26 protein-coding genes and 1 other RNA gene are annotated in these 20619 nt (G+C 58.3%); 24 read left to right on the top strand and 3 right to left on the bottom strand.

The genetic code is table 11. The features are described 5' to 3' along the window. The first annotated feature begins 339 nt into the window (after positions 1 to 339). From E0E00_RS05150 to ssrA, 12 genes are all read left to right on the top strand, one after another. The gene (locus E0E00_RS05150) at positions 340 to 1026 is read left to right on the top strand and encodes a transaldolase family protein (RefSeq protein ID WP_130811438.1); all 687 of its coding nucleotides are present in this window, start codon (positions 340 to 342) and stop codon (positions 1024 to 1026) included. A gap of 31 nt (positions 1027 to 1057) precedes the next feature. Next, positions 1058 to 1924 (top strand): transketolase, encoded by an 867-nt coding sequence (locus tag E0E00_RS05145; RefSeq protein WP_130811437.1) that lies wholly within the window; start codon positions 1058 to 1060, stop codon positions 1922 to 1924. Between the two features lie 2 nt (positions 1925 to 1926). Continuing rightward, entirely contained in the window at positions 1927 to 2856 is a 930-nt protein-coding gene (locus tag E0E00_RS05140) for a transketolase family protein (RefSeq protein WP_130811436.1), read from the top strand. A 213-nt stretch (positions 2857 to 3069) separates the two neighbouring features. Continuing rightward, the gene (gene ftsE / locus E0E00_RS05135) at positions 3070 to 4053 is read left to right on the top strand and encodes a cell division ATP-binding protein FtsE (protein ID WP_130811435.1); all 984 of its coding nucleotides are present in this window, start codon (positions 3070 to 3072) and stop codon (positions 4051 to 4053) included. Further along, positions 4040 to 4966: a permease-like cell division protein FtsX gene (gene ftsX, locus E0E00_RS05130; protein ID WP_130811680.1), complete on the top strand. Its 927-nt coding sequence runs from the start codon at positions 4040 to 4042 to the stop codon at positions 4964 to 4966. The genes ftsE and ftsX overlap by 14 nt, the downstream gene beginning before the upstream one ends. A 75-nt stretch (positions 4967 to 5041) precedes the next feature. Next, positions 5042 to 7093, top strand: a complete 2052-nt coding sequence (gene rnr, locus E0E00_RS05125; RefSeq protein WP_130811434.1) for a ribonuclease R — start codon at positions 5042 to 5044, stop codon at positions 7091 to 7093. 83 nt (positions 7094 to 7176) lie between these two features. After that, positions 7177 to 8121, top strand: coding sequence for a hypothetical protein (locus tag E0E00_RS05120; protein ID WP_130811433.1), 945 nt, complete (start codon positions 7177 to 7179; stop codon positions 8119 to 8121). Continuing rightward, complete coding sequence (gene smpB, locus E0E00_RS05115; RefSeq protein WP_130811432.1) at positions 8105 to 8581, top strand: SsrA-binding protein SmpB; 477 nt, start codon at positions 8105 to 8107, stop codon at positions 8579 to 8581. Before E0E00_RS05120 ends, smpB begins: the two co-directional genes overlap by 17 nt. Before the next feature lie 57 nt (positions 8582 to 8638). Next, a complete protein-coding gene (locus E0E00_RS05110) occupies positions 8639 to 9325 on the top strand; it encodes a flavin reductase (protein WP_242622130.1) in 687 nt (228 codons plus the stop codon). 88 nt (positions 9326 to 9413) lie between these two features. Continuing rightward, positions 9414 to 9557, top strand: coding sequence for a rubredoxin-like domain-containing protein (locus tag E0E00_RS05105; protein ID WP_032111290.1), 144 nt, complete (start codon positions 9414 to 9416; stop codon positions 9555 to 9557). Between the two features lie 252 nt (positions 9558 to 9809). Further along, a complete protein-coding gene (locus E0E00_RS05100) occupies positions 9810 to 10532 on the top strand; it encodes a YoaK family protein (RefSeq protein WP_130811431.1) in 723 nt (240 codons plus the stop codon). A 269-nt stretch (positions 10533 to 10801) separates the two neighbouring features. Next, positions 10802 to 11172, top strand: a transfer-messenger RNA (tmRNA) gene (ssrA, locus tag E0E00_RS05095). Here the strand turns inward: ssrA and E0E00_RS14310 are convergent. From E0E00_RS14310 to E0E00_RS05075, 3 genes are all read right to left on the bottom strand, one after another. Continuing rightward, the gene (locus E0E00_RS14310) at positions 11126 to 12616 is read right to left on the bottom strand and encodes a recombinase family protein (protein WP_165443558.1); all 1491 of its coding nucleotides are present in this window, start codon (positions 12614 to 12616) and stop codon (positions 11126 to 11128) included. The two genes, ssrA and E0E00_RS14310, sit on opposite strands and share 47 nt — an antisense overlap. A 93-nt stretch (positions 12617 to 12709) precedes the next feature. Continuing rightward, positions 12710 to 13609 carry a 3'-5' exonuclease gene (locus E0E00_RS05080; protein WP_130811429.1) on the bottom strand — a complete coding sequence of 300 codons (900 nt, stop codon included), beginning with the start codon at positions 13607 to 13609 and terminating at the stop codon, positions 12710 to 12712. A gap of 15 nt (positions 13610 to 13624) precedes the next feature. Then, the gene (locus tag E0E00_RS05075; RefSeq protein WP_130811428.1) at positions 13625 to 13867 is read right to left on the bottom strand and encodes a helix-turn-helix transcriptional regulator; all 243 of its coding nucleotides are present in this window, start codon (positions 13865 to 13867) and stop codon (positions 13625 to 13627) included. A gap of 156 nt (positions 13868 to 14023) precedes the next feature. Here E0E00_RS05075 and E0E00_RS05070 point away from each other — a divergent pair, with 156 nt between their 5' ends. From E0E00_RS05070 to E0E00_RS05015, 12 genes are all read left to right on the top strand, one after another. After that, positions 14024 to 14227, top strand: a complete 204-nt coding sequence (locus tag E0E00_RS05070; RefSeq protein WP_130811427.1) for a helix-turn-helix transcriptional regulator — start codon at positions 14024 to 14026, stop codon at positions 14225 to 14227. 82 nt (positions 14228 to 14309) lie between these two features. Beyond that, the gene (locus E0E00_RS05065) at positions 14310 to 14723 is read left to right on the top strand and encodes a hypothetical protein (RefSeq protein WP_130811426.1); all 414 of its coding nucleotides are present in this window, start codon (positions 14310 to 14312) and stop codon (positions 14721 to 14723) included. Next, positions 14710 to 15168 (top strand): hypothetical protein, encoded by a 459-nt coding sequence (locus tag E0E00_RS05060; RefSeq protein WP_130811425.1) that lies wholly within the window; start codon positions 14710 to 14712, stop codon positions 15166 to 15168. Before E0E00_RS05065 ends, E0E00_RS05060 begins: the two co-directional genes overlap by 14 nt. Beyond that, on the top strand, positions 15144 to 15443 hold the full coding sequence (locus tag E0E00_RS05055; protein WP_130811424.1) for a hypothetical protein: 300 nt from the start codon (positions 15144 to 15146) through the stop codon (positions 15441 to 15443). The genes E0E00_RS05060 and E0E00_RS05055 overlap by 25 nt, the downstream gene beginning before the upstream one ends. After that, a complete protein-coding gene (locus E0E00_RS05050; RefSeq protein ID WP_130811423.1) occupies positions 15436 to 15879 on the top strand; it encodes a Lin1244/Lin1753 domain-containing protein in 444 nt (147 codons plus the stop codon). Before E0E00_RS05055 ends, E0E00_RS05050 begins: the two co-directional genes overlap by 8 nt. 272 nt (positions 15880 to 16151) lie before the next feature. Then, on the top strand, positions 16152 to 16697 hold the full coding sequence (locus E0E00_RS05045) for a hypothetical protein (RefSeq protein ID WP_130811422.1): 546 nt from the start codon (positions 16152 to 16154) through the stop codon (positions 16695 to 16697). Positions 16698 to 17312: 615 nt separating this feature from the next. After that, the gene (locus E0E00_RS05040) at positions 17313 to 17612 is read left to right on the top strand and encodes a DUF3310 domain-containing protein (protein WP_207302663.1); all 300 of its coding nucleotides are present in this window, start codon (positions 17313 to 17315) and stop codon (positions 17610 to 17612) included. Between the two features lie 150 nt (positions 17613 to 17762). Then, complete coding sequence (locus tag E0E00_RS05035; RefSeq protein WP_130811421.1) at positions 17763 to 17978, top strand: hypothetical protein; 216 nt, start codon at positions 17763 to 17765, stop codon at positions 17976 to 17978. A 171-nt stretch (positions 17979 to 18149) separates the two neighbouring features. Next, positions 18150 to 19367: a site-specific integrase gene (locus E0E00_RS05030; protein WP_165443557.1), complete on the top strand. Its 1218-nt coding sequence runs from the start codon at positions 18150 to 18152 to the stop codon at positions 19365 to 19367. Positions 19368 to 19504: 137 nt separating this feature from the next. Further along, on the top strand, positions 19505 to 19756 hold the full coding sequence (locus tag E0E00_RS05025; protein ID WP_130811419.1) for a hypothetical protein: 252 nt from the start codon (positions 19505 to 19507) through the stop codon (positions 19754 to 19756). 12 nt (positions 19757 to 19768) lie between these two features. Next, complete coding sequence (gene mihF / locus E0E00_RS05020; RefSeq protein WP_130811418.1) at positions 19769 to 20092, top strand: integration host factor, actinobacterial type; 324 nt, start codon at positions 19769 to 19771, stop codon at positions 20090 to 20092. After that, the gene (locus E0E00_RS05015; protein WP_130811417.1) at positions 20089 to 20490 is read left to right on the top strand and encodes a single-stranded DNA-binding protein; all 402 of its coding nucleotides are present in this window, start codon (positions 20089 to 20091) and stop codon (positions 20488 to 20490) included. The genes mihF and E0E00_RS05015 overlap by 4 nt, the downstream gene beginning before the upstream one ends. Positions 20491 to 20619: the final 129 nt, after the last annotated feature.

The following is a 20619-nucleotide window of genomic DNA, read 5'->3' as shown; positions in this document are numbered from 1 at the left end:
GTGCGCTCCGGCGTGGACGCCTGCGGCATGGGGAGCCTGCTCACCAGGGGCTCCGCGGACGAGATCGCCAGGAGCGCCGCGGAGGTGCGCCGCATCATCGACGAGACCCGCGCCCAGATGGGGGCGTAACAGGCGAGCGCATCTCCCACCCAACGCCCCCGTGGTGCCACGTGCGCCGAGGGGGGCGTTCACGTAAGGGGGATTCACGTAACCGCCACACCTCATATCGTTCGCGGATTGGTGCGGACGGGTGAACGAAGGGTGTACCCGCTGGTTCTTTGTCTCGCATACCATGAGCATGTCGCAACAGCGTGCGTCAGCAAGGGAGAGAGGTTCATCATGAAGTTCTTTATCGACACAGCAGACCTCGACGAGATCAGGCAGGCCGAGAGCTGGGGAGTTCTCTCGGGAGTCACCACCAACCCGTCGCTCTATGCCAAGACCGGCGGCAAGCTTGCGGACTTCGAGGACCACATGGTCAAGATCTGCGAGCTCTGCGAGGGGCTGCCCGTCTCGGCGGAGTCCCAGGCCAAGACGACCGAGGGCATGATCGCAGACGGCGAGCACCTTGCCTCGCTCGCGCCCAACATCGTGGTGAAGCTGCCCATCTGCGAGGAGAGCCTGCCTGCGACTCATGCGCTTGCCAAGGAGGGCATCCGCGTCAACATGACGCTCGTCTTCTCGGCGCCCCAGGCACTGCTCGCCGCATCTGCCGGCGCCCGCTACATCAGCCCCTTCGTCGGCCGCTTCGATGACATCGGAGATGACGGCATCCAGCAGCTTGCGACCGTGGTGCAGTGCGTAAAGAACTACACCTACGGCTACTGGGACGAGGAGGGCGGGCCCGAGATCATCACGGCCTCCGTGCGCACGCCCAACCACGTGACACAGGCGGCGCTTCTCGGCGCCGACATCGCCACCGTGCCCTTCTCTGCACTCAAGAAGTGCGTGAGGCATCCGCTTACCGTTGAGGGACGCACAAAGTTTGATGCCGATTGGGCTAAGGTAGTCGAGGAGCAGGCCTAGACGGCTGCAGCGACTACGCGAGAGGAGATGCATGAGCACTGTGAGATCGACGCACGAGGTGAAGCTCCTTGCCAACTCGATGCGTCACGACATTATCACCATGGTGTCAAAGGCCAAGTCAGGACACCCTGGCGGCTCGTTGTCCTGCACGGACATCCTTGCCACGCTATTTCTCACCGGTGTCATGAACTATGACGAGCATGACCCCAAGAGCCCGGATCGCGACATCCTGATCCTCTCCAAGGGCCACGCAGCACCCGCGCTCTATGCCGCCTTCCACCAGATTGGTTGGGTGCGTGATGACGAGCTGGGAACGCTTCGCCAGCTTGGCACGCGCCTGCAGGGGCATCCAGACGGGCATGCCCTCCCAGGGGTGGAGGTCTGCTCGGGCTCCCTTGGCCAGGGCCTGTCCGTCTCCGCCGGTGCCGCGTTAGGCTTTCTCGCGGACGCCCCGGAGGGCGCCCGCCCGCGCCACGTGTTCTGCGTGTGTGGCGACGGTGAGCTGCAGGAGGGCTCAAACTGGGAGGCGCTGATGTTTGCTCCCAACCACAGCCTCTCCAACCTCACCATGTTCCTTGACCTTAACAACCTGCAGATTGATGGCGACGTGCGCAAGGTCAACTCCCTTGGCGACATTGACGCCAAGCTTGCGGCATTTGGCTGGCATGTCATCCACACCGATGGCCACGACGTCGAACGCCTGCGCGCTGCGGTTGAGGAGGCGCTTGCCTTCTCGGCGGCACCTACGGCCATCGTATGCGACACCGTCAAGGGCAAGGGCGTCTCGTTCATGGAGAATGAGGCGGGATGGCACGGCAAGGCACCCAACGAGGAAGAGACCGCGCTTGCGCTGGCCGACCTCGATGCGGAGCGCGCCCAGATCGAGAAGGAGGCCTAGCCATGGGCAAGAGGGCAACACGCGAAGCCTTTGGTGAGACGCTCATCGAACTGGCAGACGAGGGGCTTAACGTCTGCGCGGTCGACGCCGACCTTGCAGGGTCCACCACCACCAACAAGCTCGAGAAGGCCTACCCCGACCGCTTTGTGGACGTGGGCATCGCCGAGCAGGACATGATTGGCGTGGCCTCGGGCCTCGCTCTTACCGGGCGCATTCCGTTCACGGCATCGTTTGCCGTGTTTGGCGTTGGCCGCTGCTACGACCAGATCAGAAATACCGTCTGCGACTCCAACCTCAACGTGAAGGTGTGCCCCACACACGCCGGCATCACGGTGGGCGAAGACGGTGCGACACACGAGATGCTCGAGGACATCGGCATGATGCGGGCCCTTCCCAACATGCGTGTCCTGGTGCCGGCAGACTACCGTGCTGCCAAGGCCGCCATTCGCATTGCCGCAACCACGCCCGGTCCCGTCTACGTGCGCATGGGTCGCCACAAGGTGCCCGAGGTCTACGATGAGTCCTTCGTGGGCGGCCTCCCGTACGCGGGCGTGCTGCGCGAGGGTGCCGACGTCACCATTCTTGCCTGTGGCGTCGAGGTGGCCCAGTCGCTGGCAGCTGCGGACATCTTGGCGCAGGGCGGCATATCCGCCGAGGTCGTTGACGTATTCTCGGTGAAGCCGCTCGCAGAGGATGTCATACTCGCGTCTGTCGAGAAGACCGGTCGCGTCGTGACGGTTGAGGAGCACCTGGTCGATACGGGCATGGGCTCTGCCGTGGCAGCGCTTCTTGCCGAGAAGAGGCCCACGCCCATGCACCTGGTGGGCATGAGGGGCTTTGGCACCTCTGCTCCCGGAGACGTGTTGCTCGAACACTTTGGCCTTGACGGCGCAGGCGTTGCCCGCCAGGTCGAGGGGTTTGTCCGCCCGTAGCAAAGGAATGGCAGGTACGTCCGGGAGGGCGCGCGACGGCACGGGGGTCGTCGCGCGCCCCTATTTGCGGTTTATGACTGCATTTCCTGTGGCCTTCTCGTGGCCTCTATCTGCGTGTTCTCTGTTCGTGTGATGCGACTCGAACGTGGGTAACACAGCGCTTGGTATCATGGTACATGTATCTGCATCTGCTAGCCAGAAGAAGGAGCTTCCGTGGCCAACCACTTTCGCAGCACAGAGCGACAGGGGTCGGATGGGGACGGTATGAGGCTTGTGCCCCCTAACGAGCATATCGTGAACAATGTTCCGGACATCGAGCCCGTCGAGAACGCTGACGGTGCGCAGGCGTCCGCTGCCCCCGAAGATGCACCCGAGGCAGTCCATGTTGTCACGGCGTCCGAACCCGCTGATTCCACGAGCGAGCAGCACTCCCACACGAGCGTCTTTGCATCTCTCGCAAGTGATGACGCACCCGTGACGCCGCGCACCGGCACGCCCACCATCTCGTGCAGGAATGTATCGCTCATCTATCCGGCGCAGCCCAACAAGCCCGCCCTTGATGGCGTGAGCCTTGACATCTATCCCGGTGAGTTCGTCTTTATCGTGGGCCACTCTGGCTCGGGCAAGTCGTCGCTACTGCGCCTCATCACCTGCGAGCGACGTGCGACCTCCGGTCAGGTGCTTGTTGCCGGCCAGGACCTCACCAAGCTCAAGAACAGCAAGGTCCCATACCTGCGCCGCCAGATTGGTACTGTCTACCAGGACTTCAAGCTCCTGCCGGACAAGACGGTCTATGAGAACGTCGCTTTCGCGCTTGAGTGCATAGGCAAGCCGCGCGCCGTTGTCAACGTGCAGGTTCCCGAGGTGCTTCGCCTCGTGGGCCTTGCCGAGAAGCAAGACAACTACCCCGACCAGCTCTCCGGTGGCGAGCAGCAGCGTGTCTCCGTGGCAAGGGCCATGGTCAACCGCCCGCCGCTGCTCATTTGCGACGAGCCTACGGGCAACCTCGACCCGGCCATCTCGCTGGGCATCATGAAGCTGCTCGACCGCATTAACCGCGAGGGCACGACCGTGGTCATGGCAACCCACGACCGCGAGATGGTCGACTCCATGCGCAAGCGCGTTATTGCGCTGGAGGCCGGTCATGTTGTCCGCGACCAAGAGAAGGGGGGCTACGGCTACTATGGTGCCCTCTAACTTCACCTACTCGCTACGCGAGGCAGGCCATCACTTCCGCAGGAACTGGTCGACGGTGCTTGGCGCAATCGTGACCATCTTCCTCTCGCTCTTCATCATCGGAGCGTTCGCGCTCGCCTCCAACGTGCTGGGCAACATGGTGGGCAGCGTCGAGGACAAGGTCACCATCCAGGCCTTCCTTGCCGACGATGCCGACCAGGCCACCGTCCAGCAGCTTCAGACCGAGATTGAAGGCTGGGACAACGTCGAGTCCGTCACGTACCACAGCAAGGAAGAGAACCTCGAGACGTACCGCACCTCGATGTCGCAGAAGAACGCCTCTGATGCCGTGGCTGCGCTCGATGGCCAGAATCCCATCCCGGCTTCGCTCGTAATCAAGCTCTCGGACCCTCAGCAGGTCGAGAGTACGGCCGAGCGCCTTATCGCCGACGAGACCTTCAAGTCTGTCTGCGATACACCCGGCAGCCCCTCAAGCGATGTCCAGTACGGTCGCGGCACCGTCGAGAAGCTCTTCTCGCTCACTAACGTGGTGCGTGTTGCTGCCGTCGTGCTCGTCGCGCTTCTCATCTTTGTGGCGTTCGTGTTCATCAACAACACGATTCGTCTCGCCATCACCGCTCGCCGCAGGGAGATTGCCATCATGCGCCTGGTGGGCGCGTCGAACGGTTTCATACGAGGGCCCTTCATCATGGAGGGTACGCTGGAGTCGCTCATCGGTGCGGGCCTTGCCATCATCGCGCTTGCGGCTGGCATGAGCTACGTGATGCCCAGGCTCGAGAACAGCCTCAAGTTCCTCTCGTTCTACGTGTCGCCCGAGGCGCTCTACCTCACCTATGGCGGCCTTCTGGTGCTGGGCGTTATCATCGGCCTCTTCAGCTCCGCCATTGCCATGAGGCGCTACCTCAAGGTCTAGCGGGGGCGCTATAGAATCTCTGACAGAAGGGGCGGTGCGGCTTTGTTCGCGCCGCCCCGCTTTCAAGGAGGACGCATGGGCAGAAGACGTCCTGGCGCAAGGCACGGAGGCAATCACCGGTGCGGAGGTGGGAAGGCGGCCAAGCGCCGCTCCCCCACGCTTGCCGGCACGCTGCGTGTGCTACGGCCCGGCATGGCCACGGTCGAGACGGCCGAGGGGACGTTTCGCGTTGCTCGCCGAGGACTGCGCGAGGCCATGAATGGCGATGAGGTTACGGTCTCTGTCTTTCCTGTACGTGGCGACGAGAAGGTTGCGCTGGTCCAGGGTGTCATAACGCGGGCACAGACCACCTTTCTTGGTCGCTTTGAGCAGGCGGGGCCGCTGGGTGCCGTGGTGCCGCTCGACGCCCGTCTGGGCCGCGACTTCTTTGTGGTCCCGGAGGACAACTCTCCCGTGCGCCTTGGCGTGGGGGAGGGTGACGTGGTTGTTGCTCGCATTGTGGAATACCCTACGCGCAACAGTGCTGCAGTGGTGACGCTTGAGCGTCGCGTGGGCTCTTCGGATGAGCTTGACCTCAACATAGAGTCGGTCATCGCCTCCTATGGGCTGGCCACGGAATTCCCGGCAGCGGCACTTGCCCAGGCAGGGTCCATTCGCGCGGACGTCGAAGGTGCGCTTGAGCGCGATTGCACCCGTCGTGACCTGCGCTCGCTTCGTTGTGTGACCATCGATCCCGTCGATGCGCGCGACTTCGATGACGCGGTCTTTGCCACGCGGCTGTCAGGTGGGGGCTTCGAGCTGTGGGTCCACATTGCCGATGTGACGCACTACGTAGGCTGGGACACTCCCATCGACCATGAGGCCAAGCGCCGTACCTGCTCGGCTTATCTTGTCGACCGCGTGCTGCCCATGCTTCCGGAGCACCTCTGCAACGACGTGTGCTCGCTTAAGCCGGGAGAGGACCGCCTGACCATGAGCGTGCATATGAAGCTCGACGCCGCTGGCAACCTCATCTCGGCTACAGCCATGAACTCGGCGGTACGGTCGACCGGGCGGCTTGACTACGACACCGTGGATAACTTGCTCCAGGGTCGCGTGGATGCCTCGGTGCTGCACGACGATTCGACGGATGCCGTCGCCCTGGAAGATGCCCTGCGCACGCTCGATTGCATCCGGGGCCTTCGCGAGCGCATACGTCAGGAGCGTGGGTCCATCGACTTCGATACCGTTGAGCCCAAGGTGGTCCTGGACGAGGAGGGGCATCCCACGAGTGTGACCGTGCGTACGCGCACACGGGCAACGGGGCTGGTGGAGGAGGCGATGCTTCTCGCCAATGAGTCTGTTGCCCGGATGCTTGCAGACCGTGAGGTGCCCTGCGCCTACCGCGTGCACGAGCGTCCGTCGCCGGAAGACCTCCGCGCAACGGTGCGCCCCCTCATGGAACTGGGACTTATTGGGGGGAACGACCAGCGAGACGCTCTCATCGCAGGTGAGCCTGCGGCGATAAACGCCGTGCTGGACGCAGCCCGTGGGACCACCGGCGAGTACCTTGCGAGCGCCCTGCTCCTCCGTGCGCAGAAGCGCGCGGTCTACCTTCCGACCAACCAGGGCCACTACGCGCTTGGGGCACGGGCGTACTGCCACTTCACCTCGCCCATCAGGCGCTATCCGGACGAGCTGGTGCATCGTGCGCTCAAGGCGCTTCTCGCTGGGGCGCTCGGGAGCTGTGAGCAGGAAAACATAGCGAGCCAGCTACCGCAGCTTTGCGCTACCTGCTCGCAGATGGAGCGCGCGGCAGATGGGGCCGCGCGGGACAGCCAGCGCATCAAGATGGCCGAGCTCTACGCCGACCACGTGGGTGAGGTCTTCTCGGGCGTGGTCTGCGGCTGCGAGCGCTTTGGCCTCTTCGTGATGCTCGACGACACCTGCGCTGAGGGGCTTCTTCCCGCGCGTGCCCTTGGCGGCGAGTGGCTCGAGTACGACGAGGACCGCATGACACTTATCGGTGAGGAATCGGGGCGTGTGTGGGGGTTGGGCACGCGCGTGCGCGTGGTGGTCACCGAGACCGATGTCCCACGCGGCAGGATAGACTTCGCGCTCGCCAACGCGCGTGGTGGCGAGCGATAATGGGAAGACTATCGGGCAGGCGGCGTATATGCCGCGCACCTCGCGCGTTGATGTTTGGTCCAGCGGGGCCAGGGGAGAGGGACATGGATCAGGAGCAGAGCCAGGGTACGCTAACGGATGGCCTCGAGCAGGCGGAGGGCCTCATCCTTCAGGGGCGGGATGACGCAGCGCGGGAGCTTCTCGCCCGTCTTGCCGAGGACGCCGAGGAGTACGTGGACCGCAACTGTGCAGCTACGGAGACCGACCAGTGGTTTAGCTTCCCTACGGTCTTCGACCGCCTGTGCTATCGACGCGTGGAGCGGGACCCCCGTACCCTGCACGATGTCGGCGAGCCACTGGACCGTCTCTATGCCGACCTGGCCCTTGCCTGCGTGCGTGCGGGTGACTACAACGCTGGTACCGAGGCTCTCAAGCAGGCTGTGCGCTGGAACCCCATGAACTGTGGCTATCGCCTTGACCTGGCCGAACTCTTCCGCACCAACGGTGACATGCAGGAGTACTTGGCGCTCACATACAGCTGCTTTGAGCGTGCGAGCGAGGCGCGTCACCTTGCGCGCGCGTTTCTCAACTTTGCGGGCTACTTTGAGGCACAGGACAAGCCACGCACCGCTGCGGCGGCGCTTCGCGCGGCAAGGAGGCTCGAGGTGAAGGACTCCGCGCTCGCAGCGGCGCTTGACCAGGCCGGCGGCACCGAGCGAGACCCTGATGGCGTGAGTGACAAGGAGGCCGCAGACTTTCTCTCCGCGGAGGGGCTGCCCGACGGGGCAAACGCTGAAGTGGCCGTCTGCCTTCTCATGTGCGCCCAGGATGCCGCTGCCGCAGGTGGGCGTGACGTGGCAACCAACCTCACGCTGCGTGCCCGCGACCTAGTGGGCGAGCCTGCTGCCATGGCGCTGTTGCAGCTCATCCGTGACACGGACGCCGAGATGGCCCGCGAGTCCGCAGAGGGCTCCGCTCGGGATGACGCGCCCAACATGTCAAATGCGGCGCAGGGCGATGGGGGTGCGGGCGATGTCCAAGCCAACTAGGCGAGAAAGAAGGACCATCGCACGCAACCGCGCCGCGCGTCACGAGTACTTTGTAGACGAGACCTTCGAGGCGGGCGTCGAGCTCACCGGCACCGAGGTCAAGAGCCTGCGTGAGCGCGCGTCACAGATTACCGACGCCTTCTGCCTCGTCCGTGGGGGAGAGGTGTGGCTGCACGGCATGCACATCCACCCATACTCAAACGGTGGCGTGTGGAACGTGGATCCCGACAGGAAGCGCAGGCTCCTCCTCCACCGCCATCAGATCGACTACCTCGACGGCAAGCTCCGCACAAAGGGCATAGCGCTTATCCCGCTGGAGCTCTACTTCGACGAGCACAACCGCGTGAAGCTCTGCATTGGCCTGTGCCGCGGCAAGAAGCTCTACGACAAGCGCGACGACATGGCCCGCCGTGATACCGACCGCGAGATTCAGCGCGCGCTCAAGGAGAGGAGCCGATAAGATGAGACAAGGGAGACAAGGGGACAGCCCCTTTGTCTCACGTGGAGTCTGGTCCGCATGGCTGAAGAGAGGAGACCGATGGACGCAAAGGCGCTGTTTAGCTTCTCGTATGGGCTCTATGTTGTATCGGCCAACGATGGCGAGAACGTGGGTGCGTGTCTCATCAACACGGCTCTCCAGGTGACAAGCAACCCGCTGCAGGTAGCGGTTACGCTCAACAAGGAGAACCACACTACCCAGATTGTGAATGAGGCGGGGCACTTCACCCTTACGGTGGTCTCCAAGACGGCTGATATGCCGTTCATTGGTCGCTTTGGCTTCAAGAGCTCGGCCGACGTCGACAAGTTCGAGGGCTTTGACACCAAGGCCTCGCTGCTCTTCGACCCCTACACGACCGAGCACGCCTGCGCGATGGTCTGCTGCGCGGTTGTGAACACCGTTGACCTTGGCACCCACATCATGTTTATTGGGGAGGTCTCCGACGCTGAGCGCATCTCGGACGAGGAGCCCATGACCTACGCTTACTACCACGGCGTCCTCAAGGGCAAGACGCCGCCCAAGGCATCCTCCTACATTGAGGGCGAGGACCCAACCAAGCCCGTGGTGTCCGTCTCGGCGCCCAAGCACCACTTCCGCTGCAACGTCTGCGGGTATGTCCATGAGACTACCGATGGGGAGCTTCCAGCGGACTTCCGTTGTCCCATCTGTGGTGTCGGGCCAGAGAACTTCACAAAGATTGACTAGGGTTCTACCCGTGGTGCGCCACGGTTGATGTACGTTTGGCAATGGCATGTGTTGGCAAGGTATGCGTGTTCAAGAGAGAGGAACTACCATGGCTGACGAGAAGAAGACCTACACCTTCCGCTGCACCGTCTGCGGCTACGAGGTCACCGTCGACACCCCCGAGCTTCCCGAGGACTACGTCTGCCCCGTCTGCGGCGTTGGCCCCGACATGTTCGAGCTCGTCGAGGAGTAACTCGGAGCTCCAATCACAGACCGCCTCGCTCTGATGGGGTGACCCTGGCGATCCCGAGCTGCACATGCGGCATGGGATCGTCTCTTTTTCGGTCTCTTTACATGCGGGTGGCTATCCCCTGTGGCTTTCGCCAGGCCGTTCGTCCCGCGCTACAATGGCGAAGCCGTGGCGGCTTGGGACGGCCGCTGCGGGTGCGACCAGCAGGGCGCAAGGCAGTGGGATGTGCTCTGAGAGGCAAGGAGGCCCTGGTAGATGAAGCGCGCTCAGCAGACATCGGAGTCCATCGAGCTGGCGGCGATCCTCGCGTTTTCGGGTGGGCTCATGGATGCCTATTCGTACCTTGCGCGCGGGAAGGTCTTTGCCAACGCACAGACCGGCAACATCCTGCTTTTTGGCGTGAACCTCGCCGATGGCGACGTGCATGGCGCCCTCCACTACGCGGTTCCCGTGGTGGCATTTGCGGTGGGCATTGCCCTTGCGCACTCCATCAAGCTCCTCTCAAGGGAGCGCCGCCTTCACTGGCGGCAGACCGCCCTTTTCGTCGAGGCAGCGCTTCTCTTTGTGGTGTCATTTGTCCCCGACGACCTCAACCTCATCGCAAACAGCCTTACCTCGTTGGGTTGTGGAATTCAGGTCCAGGCGTTTAGAAAGCTCCACGGCAACGGCTTTGCCACCACTATGTGCATTGGTAACCTGCGCAGCGGAACCCAGCAGCTCATTGACTATGCGCACGAGAAAGACCGGGCTCACCTTGAGGGGAGTCTTCTCTACTACGGGGTGATTCTCTGCTTTGCCATTGGGGCGATTGTCGGCAGCCGTGCCATTGGCGTGCTAGGGTCCAAGGCGATTCTCGTAAGCACGGCATTGCTTCTGGTCGCCTTCTTCGTGATGTTCCAGGACCGCGAGAAGCGCGCCCGCGAGCGTGCGCGAACCACCGTAGCAGAGAAGGCTGACGTCACGCTTGGGCAGCGCTGATGCCTTGCAGGTATGGCGAGAAAGGCCACTTCCGCGTATGCATGACGGGGCTTTTCTGTCATCCGGGGCCTCTACGGGCCTCGGCCTGTCAAAACTTCCGCATCGTGCGTATGCATGTCAGTTGCATGTGCTGGGGGTTGCCCGCCGAGAAACCCCTTGCGTCCTCTCGCCACGTCCGTGGCGCGCCGTTTTGGGTACACTATCCCATGCGGCTGCATGCCGTTGCTCTTTGATAACGCGTATGGTGGCAGCGTCCCCATTCCATCTCTGGGGGTGACTGGTTTCGACAGGGTGCATCTGAGATGGGCAGCAGGCCGTGGTCTCCTCGCCACGCTAAACAGGGGAACCGTCAAATTGAATTGACGACAATTCTTCTTACGAGCCTCAGTTGGCTCTCGCTGCTTAGTCTTACTAACCAGTGCGTCAAACCGGGGGTCTCTCCCGCTCCCGGGGCGGCGTCATTCTAGGGAGACGCTCGCGCGGATGTAGTCGGTATGCCGCGCGCTAAGACCAAACCGGCTGGGAGGCCAAGCGCGGGCTACCGGGTGCGCGGCCTCCAAGATCTAACCGGCAGCTGAGCCTGGAGACACCTGTCAGGGATGTGCCTTGGACCGGAGTTCGATTCTCCGCACCTCCACCATAAGAGAATTACACGAACTAGCCCGCTTCTTGGCTAGTTCGTGTCTGTACTTCGGCGGCGTGAAATCATCGCCGTAGTAATCGAAGGCAAAAAACAGCCTTACAACGTCACCCTCGATTTCGGCGGCGCGAATGAACATCTTCAAAATTTCTTGTGGCGTCAGATGTTCCGCCATATTGTCGAGCCAACTTTTTAGATCGTCGTAGTTCGGTTTTGCCGATTCGTTGGCTTTCGCTATATGGTATTCGGTTTCAAGTTCGGTCTTGCGTTCCCGCAATTCCTGAACCCGTTCTTTGCCATCAGGCGGCGCGATGCCGTCTTCTATGGCTTGCCAGATTCTTTCAAAGGCGTTGTCTATGCGCCTAATTTCCCCTTTTATTCTTTCGCTTTCAAGCGGCGTATCATCGCATTGCGATGCCTGATATTGCGCCATGCCATACGCGATGTTCTCGCGAATGTCGGAGCGCTTCACCGCTTGGCAAACCATATCCACAATTGCATCTTCCAAAATGTCGCGCCTGAACGTGCGCCCGCACTTGCCGCACTTGTAATAGGCGTATGTCTTGCCCGTGGCGCTTGTGCCGCTGGTTCCGAACAAGGTTGAATCGCAGCACACGCACCACAGCTTACCGGTTAGCGGCCATTCTGACGCGCTATCAATGCGCCTATGCGGCTTATGGCGGCGTTTCAGAATGGATATGATCATGTCTTGTTCGGTCTTCGACCAGAGCGCGGGCATTCCGCCATCAACGACAACGCCCGCATAAGAGTACGTGCCGCCGTTATGCACCCTTAGAAGAAGCTTTGTGGCGGTATCTTGCGTCAGCTTCTTGCCGTTGCGCGTGCGCATGGCAGAGACGCCGCGCACGACTTCTGCCATGGTGGAGCCGCTAAACAACATGTTCTTCATCTTGCGCAGCCAATAGGCTTCACGTTCGTTGATTTGGTATTTGCCGTCTACAATGTCCCAACCGTAGAGCGTGCGCCCGTTCGCCATGCACCGTTCGGCATTCTTCTTGATGCCGTCCCGGATGCGTTCGCTATCAATTGCGCTTTCGTATTCGGCTAGAACTTCCAACATCCCAAGCTGCAAAACGCCGCTGGAACCGTCGGATATTTCCTCACCGGCATAGAGGATTTCGACGCCGGACTTGCGCAGCATGATTCGCGCGAGGGACATTTCATCACGGTTGCGCATGATGCGCGTCACCTTGTAAATGACCACGTAATCGAACAAGCCCATGCGGGCATCTGCCATCATGCGTTGAAATTCGGCGCGATCAGTGTTGCGACCGGTCTTTGCGTAATCCGTATAGGTGCGCACGACCTCAAGCCCATGTTCGCGGCAATAGGCTGTAGAGTTCTCAACTTGTATTTCGATTGATTCCGAACGCTGGTTATGAGACGAGAAGCGGGCGTAAATCGCGGCGCGGTTCTTACTCATGCTAAACTCACTTCCTAGAGCGAGCGCCACAAAGCGCCCTGCTTCTTGATTTGCCCCACGTGCGTTCTGCCAAGTTCCCGCGTGGGGCTTTGTCTATTTGTTTCCCTTTGCCACAAGCGCCAATATCACGCCAAAAGCCAAAAGCAGAATGCCAACGACAGGAGCACCCGAGAAGGTTATTAGCAAGCCCACGATGACGCACAGAACGCATACAACCACAAGTGCGGGCTTTGCCTTGCCAAGCTGTTTGCTTGCTTCCTGATGCGTTTCAGGTTTTGGAGTGACGCTTTCGTATTGCGTGTTGGTGTCGGTAGATGACGCATTCTCTGCAGTCTCTTCGGCATACCCGCTAGAAACAATCGTTCTGTATTCTTCATCGTCATATTCGGGGTACGTGTCCCCGAATTCGTCTTCAACCATCTTTGGGCGGCGGCGCGGCTCTTCAAATAGAAAATCATCGAGAATAGATTTATAGCAATGAGAAGTTGCCTTCACGTCAGCCAATGCGTCGTGCGCTCCAAAGTCTCGATAATCGTAATACGCGGCGCAGTCTTCGAGCTTGCACCATTGCCATTCTTCAAATTGCGGGTTCCATTCGCCATGAATCTTCGCAAATTCCTTCATCACGTCGAATGTTTGATGTTCTGGCACATCAAGACCGGCTGCACGCAAGAAGCCTAGGTCGAAGTCTGCGTTATAGGCGACATAGAGCCTTGCGGATTTGAATATCGGTTCAATCTCGCCCTTGCGTTCTTCTATCGTCTGCTTGTCCTTCACCATGTCGGGGCTAATGCCATTGATTGCTTCTGCCTTTGACCAACGCTTGCGGTGCGTAGGCTTGAACGTGTCATAGAAGAGAACGTCACCAGCTATGTTCATCACTGCAAGCGATAGAACTTCATCGTTTCCGCCAACGTTGGTGCCGGTGGTTTCCGTGTCGAAGACGATTACATTCTTCGGGTCTAGCTTCTGCAAGGTCTCTTTACGTGTCATGATCAGCCTTTCGACTTATTTTTCCCTGACAGTCAATGTGTCAGATAACCCCAAAATGAAATTAGCTGAACAGCCTAGCAGCTCAACCAACAAGCGTATTTCCTCGCCATTGGGTACGCGTTCGCCGCGTTCCCATCGCGAAATAGTCTGTTTGTGAACGTTAATTGCCTTTGCTACTTGATCTTGGCTCATGTCAGCTGCTTTGCGTGCTATGGCGATGCGTTGCCCAATCAGCCGCTTTAAGTTCCCTGCTTCCATTGCCGAATCCCTTTCAACAGTAATCGTTGCGGATAATTGTATACAAATAATTATTGACGCGCTAGACCGTTCGGCTTATTATCGAATCTGTAAAGTAAGCCGAATGGCTTACTTACAATACAAAACGGATTACAGCTTGTGCGAGGGGGTGAGCTGATGAACAACTACCGCAAGGCACGTGAGCAAAAGGGATACACCGCGCAGGAAGCCGCAACATCACTTGGAATTTCAATCACAACGCTTAGTTCATGGGAGAACGACAAGACCTATCCAACGGCACTGAAGCTTATTGAGCTTTGCAGGCTTTATGAGTGCTCAGCAGATGAATTGTTGGGGGTTGAGCCGTTGAAACACGTGTAGGGCTTGACGGTCTAGCGCGTTACCACAGCTTAGCCACCGCCAAAACCAAAAGTTTTCAGGAAGGAAGGAAAGGAGAAGTTGAATGAGAACCACGACGAAAACCATTGGAATTACCAAAGGTTTAACCAATGGTAATAACGTACACCGTAGACCGACGCCGCGAGCATCAGGACGCTACGCAGAAGGCTTTCTTTCACAGTCTTGCGAACGGTACGGATTGCCGGAAAAAAGAAGCAAGCGCACGGCTGGAACTCGCACGCTTACAAGCCAAAACCGCTACCCGCGATTTGACGAACCCATTATAACGCCGCTGGATTGGCTGAAGAAAGGCGTCTTGTACGCCTTCACAGTGCTCACAATCACCGGCATTCTGCCAATGGCTGTTGCTGTCTTCCAAATCCCCCTGATGGACGTTTACGGCGATGCGGCGTTTCTTGCAGCCATGGGCTTTGACGCGGCGTTGTTCTATGCGGTGGTGCGCTATGTCAACCGCTAAGACGCTTGAAGCGCCGCAAATCAACGTCGATGACTTCACGTATCCCATTGAAGCCGTCGTGGCGCAGGAACGCGCGGCAACCTACCCGATACCGCTTAAGGCTCGAAGCTACGTAGATCTGTTCATGGCGTGGCTCAAGGCTAACCCGAAGGCGGCTCATGAGATAGAAGCCGTTGCGCTTGGCATCGACGCTAGGGGCTTGACCGTATCGACCAAGTACCTAATCGAGCGCCAACGCTACGAGGGGCGCACACGCCTTGTTGCGGTGCCTTACATCGACCAATACGGCGCAGAGCACAACTATTGCATCAACAACACCGTTACGCCGCTTCTGGCGCGTTGGCTGCTTTCAATGCACCCCACGTTGCGGATTGAGAAGCGCAAGTCAATGTTCGATGACCTCGAAAAGGAAATAGCAGAATGCCTAAGAAATCAGAGCAGATAGCAAAGCGAATCGAGACGCTTTACTGCCTTGCATACGACACGGATTGCACCGTCGATTTGGTCAACGGCAAGACGCACGAAACCATAACGCTCGACAAGTACGCCATCAAGGCGGGGTTTCTCGCAGGGCTTGCCGCCGCTGGTTCGATTGTCGATGACGTGAGCGCGGGCGACAGCACGCGGATTGCAGAGTGCTACAAGCAAGCGATTCTCGCGGCGGGCAAAGCCTACGTTGAAATGACGTTGGACGAATCGGGCGTAGTGGATCATGGCTAAGCTCGCAACAGACGCAGTAGCCGCCCTTGCCCTAAAGCCGATGAAGTTCTTCCCTCACGATTCTAACGCGTCGGCGGACATTAAATGCCAACGGCTCATTAGGCGCATGGGCTATGAGGGATACGGGCGCTGGTGGCGCTTGTGCGAACATCTGGCGGCTTCTGACGGTCACACGGTGCCTTTCAGCACAGCCGAAGACAAGCTGATTCTTGGCGGCATCTTGGGGTTCGACCACAGCAACTTCGAGGAAGTAATAACCATCGAGGAAACCACCGCTTTTGTTGATTGCCTTTTCGAAATCGGTCTGTTGAACCAAGCGGAAAACGGCGAACTCTACAGCAAACGAATGTTTGAGAACTCACTCTATTTCGGGCGCAAGCGTGCCGGTGGGCGCATGGGTGGCAGACCAAGGAAAAACAGCGACAAGGAAGAGTAAAGGAGCCGTCACGGTGTTTGAGATTAGAGCAGAAAGCACAGTGAAAACCATTGCTAAACCTTTGATTTCCGTTGTGGCTAAGCAACTAAACAAAACAAGACAAGACAAGACGGTTTGGTTTGGTACTACACCAAACCAAACCAAACCGTCGTACTTGTGGCGTTGACTAACAAGAACGGTTTTCTTCCTTGCTTCTTCCTTCTTTTTGAATCCACAGAGTTTTCAACAGGTTTTCAACCAAGTTTTCAACAACGCCAAAGGAGCGATGAAAAGTGATTCTCAACGAAACCAAGCTGACGCGTGACCAAGCGCGCAAGCTGTTCAACGACAACCTGACCTATTCGAAGGTTTCAGCCAACGACGTTCGAGCGCTTCAGGGCTTCTTGTGCATCGAGTACGCACAGCATGAGCGCAACGGCGAGCACATGGAAATGCGGCCTTCCTATCGCAAGAGGACCGCGCCGCAAATCACCGTTGCCGAATCAGGCATAGGCATTCAAAGCGCCTACCTGTTCGTTTCAGGCTTCTACTTCCACGGAAGGGAAGCAATCAGCTTCAACGATGACGGCTATATCGGCTTTGCCGGTTGGGCTAATGGCACAACTATACAGCCCTTCTTGCGTGCCTTCATGCGTTGGATTTCCGAGTGGATGGGCGTTGAACGCGCCGTCTACCGCACGGCGTCTGCAAATGCCGCTTCAACCGGTCTTGCACCGGCTTGCTATGGGACGGACGCAATGGGCCACGGAGAAGCCGCGAGAGCGACGGAAACAACGAAAACGGAAGACACACCCGCAAAAGGACGCGAAAGAGCCTGAGACGTGAAATTAGACGGCAATGCGGGCACTTCTGGAACACGCGGAGGGCGGAACTTGAAGAACAAGAGCGATTACCGCGACGTGTGCGGCATCTGCAAGCACTTCGAGCGCGATTTGAAGCGAGAGCGTAGGCGTACAGAGATTTACCCGTGGATGGAAGGTCAAGAGATTTGGAGGTGCAGCGAGCACGGCATAAGGGTTGAGCCGTTCGACAGTCCGAACAACTGTTGCAGCGCTGCTTGTGGGTGCATGGAGTTCGAGCCGAAGAGACGGAGAAAGGAACGGAAGCATGAGCGATAACACGTGCGCACGAAAACAGCGGGTGAATCAAGCAGCGATTCTTCCGACACGTTGGAGAGCGTCACACGCGACCTTTACGCGTTCGCTGACGAAGCAATCAACAGCGGACACCACACCAAGCCGAAAGAGACGCTAGAGCGCTTCAAATCGCGTCTTGATGCGCTGGGGGGTGTCGGTCGATGGATGACGTGAGCGCATCACAGCCCGAAGCATCAGCAGCCAATGGATGGCACATCGAACTAACAGCGACGTTTATTGACAAGCAGTTTCTAAGCGAGCTGGTAAAGCAATCAAAGCAGAGAGAAGGATCGCGCAATGAGCGAAAAAAACGGAGCTATGAACGCTATTTCGCACCCGTCCCATTACGCCAACGGCGATATTGAGTGTAAGGACGCTATGAGGGCTGCAATGGGCAACGATTACCTCGATTGGTGCAATCACGCAATCGAAGCAGTGAAGTTCTTTTCGCCGATGGCGTTCTATTGGTGGGGATGCGCATTCAAATACCTTTGGCGTTGGGACAAGAAGAACGGCATCGAGGACTTGCAGAAGTGCAAGCAGTGCATCGACTTTCTGATTGAAGAGATCAACGGCAGAGATGGCGGCGAGCAGTGAGACGCCGCAAAGCCATTCCGTTTGTTATCGCCATTGCAGCCGCTACATGCGCGTTGCTGCTTGTCTTGTGGGCTATCGAGCAACTAAGGCTTTTCATCCTTGCAGTTGCGTTCATTACGTCAATCGTTGCCACGTTCTAAGGGGTATTTCATGAACTCAAAGACCATCGAAAACAACTTCTCATACCACGTGCCGAACCAAGACCAAATCGAGCTTTACGAGGAAATCAGGTCACAGGCTAAGGGCTTTGCGCTAACCATCCTCAAAGATTGCCCCGAAAGCCGCGAGCGTTCGTTGGCTAACACGAAGCTTGAAGAATGCGTCATGTGGGCTAACGCGGCAATCGCCCGGAACGAAGAGGAATAGCGATGAATAACGGTTGTCTAGCCGTCGTGCTGCTTTTCGTCGTTATCCCTATCGGAGTTGGAATCGCCGTCGGCGTCTTCTGTGGCGTCTTGTTCGGGCTGCTTGCCTATGTGCTGACATGCCTTGCGTCATTCATGATAGCGGCTTATGGCATCGGAAGGGCTATCAAAAATGGCTGGCGTTAAGGTCAAATGGGACGAAAGGCGCGGCGTCTGGGTGGCACGTCTGTTCATCGGGCGGACGGATGACGGCAAGAAGGTAGAGAGACAACACGACCTTCCGGACGCTAAGACCGAAGGGCAAGCAATCAAGCTTGCGGAAGCGTGGGAAGCCAGCCAATACGCCAACGGTCTTCTTGGCGGTGCCCTGCTTTACAACCTGCTTAACGAGTTCATAGACATGCGTTCGCTTAAGGGCTACTCACCAAACAGCGTGCGTGCCTACAGAAGGTTTGCAAAGTATGTTTCCAAGTACCTTCCCGGCGTCAACGCCCGTGACGTTAGCAGCTTTGATCTATCACGCTTTGAGCAAAGGTTGCTCACGCCAAAAGACAAAGGCGGGCAAGGCTTGTCGCAGAACAGCGTTCGCGGCGTTCATGACTTTCTCAACGCCACCTTTACCTTCTTCGTAAAGATGAAGGTTTGCGATTCGAACCCGCTGCTAAGCGTCGATAAACCGAAGCTTGTTCATCATGATGCGCAAGCGCTGAACATAGGCGATTTCAGGACTATTGAAGCACAGCTAAAAGCATTGCTTAAACCATCAATTATAAACCGCAAGACGTACAGAAAAGCAATGAACGCGTTTGCCGCTTGGATGGCGCTCGAAACCGGAATGCGCGTTGGAGAGGTGTGCGCCGTGCGCAACTGTGACTATTCGAAGGATGCGCAGAAGAACAAGAATCCGCAAATCATCGTTGGCGGAACCGTGCAAGAAGAGACAGGAAAGAAGCCCTATAGGCGCAATGAGACAAAAGGGCGTGTCTCACGGCCAATCACCCTTAACAAGTCAGACATTGAAACGATAGATGGCTACATACAACTACGCACCTCATTCTGTGGCGAGCTTCCTCCAGACGCGCCGCTGATCACCTTCGATGGCGGCTATTGCAGACCGACCACCATATCGAAGGCGTTTAAGCGCATCGCCGAACAGTCAGGAATGCCCAAAGGCTTCACGTTCCACGACCTACGACACACACATGCCACATGGCTTCTTATGAGCGGCGTTGCGGTTCAAGAGGTATCGCAACGCTTGGGTCATGGAGACGCGGCAACCACGTTGCGAATCTACGCACATGTGCTTCCGGGAAGCGATGCCCGCGCCGCAGCGGTGTTTGAGGAAGCCGTCAACGACGTAATGGCAAGCGGCGAAAGTGTGTCGGGATGAAGTCGGGATGGCTATTTTTCACGCATGGCAGAGAACCGCCATTAACGCGCAGGTGCGACACCAAAAACGCGCTACCAGAAAACGGCTAGTGGCAGATAAGAAGTAATTATCAGGAACACGTAAAAAAGGGCGGTGGAATGGATCAGACCGAGGGCGAAATCAGACCGACCGAAACGCACATGTCGAAGGAAATGCAAGCGCTCATGGAGAAGACCCACGAAGCCCTGAAGCAGAAGTGTGCGAACGAGAAGCAGGAAGCGCAAACGGTCTATGAGATTGCAATACCCGCACAAACGCTAACCATCATCGGCAAGGAGGATGCGACCTACACAATCAACCACCTGAAGGCGTTGAAGCTTCAGGGCACGTATCGAATCACGAAACGATAGAAGGGATTGAACATGCTACCGGAACTGACGAAGGAACAAAGGCTTGCCAACCTCGATAAGAGCATGGCACTACGCAAGGCACGCGCCGAGCTTAGGAAGCAGCTTGGAAAAGGCGCGATGACGGTAACCGACGTGATCAGCCTTGCGCATGGCGGCGACCAAGCAGCAAAGGGAATGCGCGTGAAGCAGGTTATCAACGCCCTGCCAAACTACGGCTTCAGCCGCACGCAATCGCTCATGAAGGAACTGCACATAGCGGACAACCGCCGTGTCGGTGGGCTTGGAGCCAATCAGGTTAGGGCGCTTGTCGAGAAGCTGGACGGGGTGGAGTCATGAGCCTGAACAAAGTTGCCATATCGGGAAATCTTGGCAAGGATTCGGAGTTGCGCGTTACGCAGGGCGGCACCGCAGTTCTCACGTTCTCCGTTGCCGTTAACGAGCGACGCAGACAGCAAGATGGCGCCTATCAGGACAAGGCGAACTGGATTGATTGCGTGATGTTCGGAAAGCGTGCGGAGGGCATACAGCCTTACTTGCGCCGTGGCTCGAAGCTTGCCTTGACCGGTCACCTTAACCAGAACAAGTACGAGCACGACGGCAAGACCTACAGCCGAATCGAAGTTGTTGTGGACGAAGTGGAGCTAATGAACACCCGCCGCGAGACGCAGCAACCAGAAGCGGCACCGGCACAGCCGAGCGAACCCGCCATTTCCGACGCTGGCATTCCGTTCTAAAGAGCGGCGATGATTGAGGATTGCGAGAACAGGGGTGCGGTTGTCGGCGGCAAGAAATGCTATTGCGTGCCGTGGCAGCTTTGGACGAATTGCCTTGAAGTTGGCTTTTGCGTGAGAGCAAAGCTAAAG

Source organism: Olsenella sp. Marseille-P4559 (assembly GCF_900605015.1).
GTDB lineage: Bacteria > Actinomycetota > Coriobacteriia > Coriobacteriales > Atopobiaceae > Tractidigestivibacter.
This window is presented reverse-complemented; position numbering and strand designations above follow the sequence as displayed.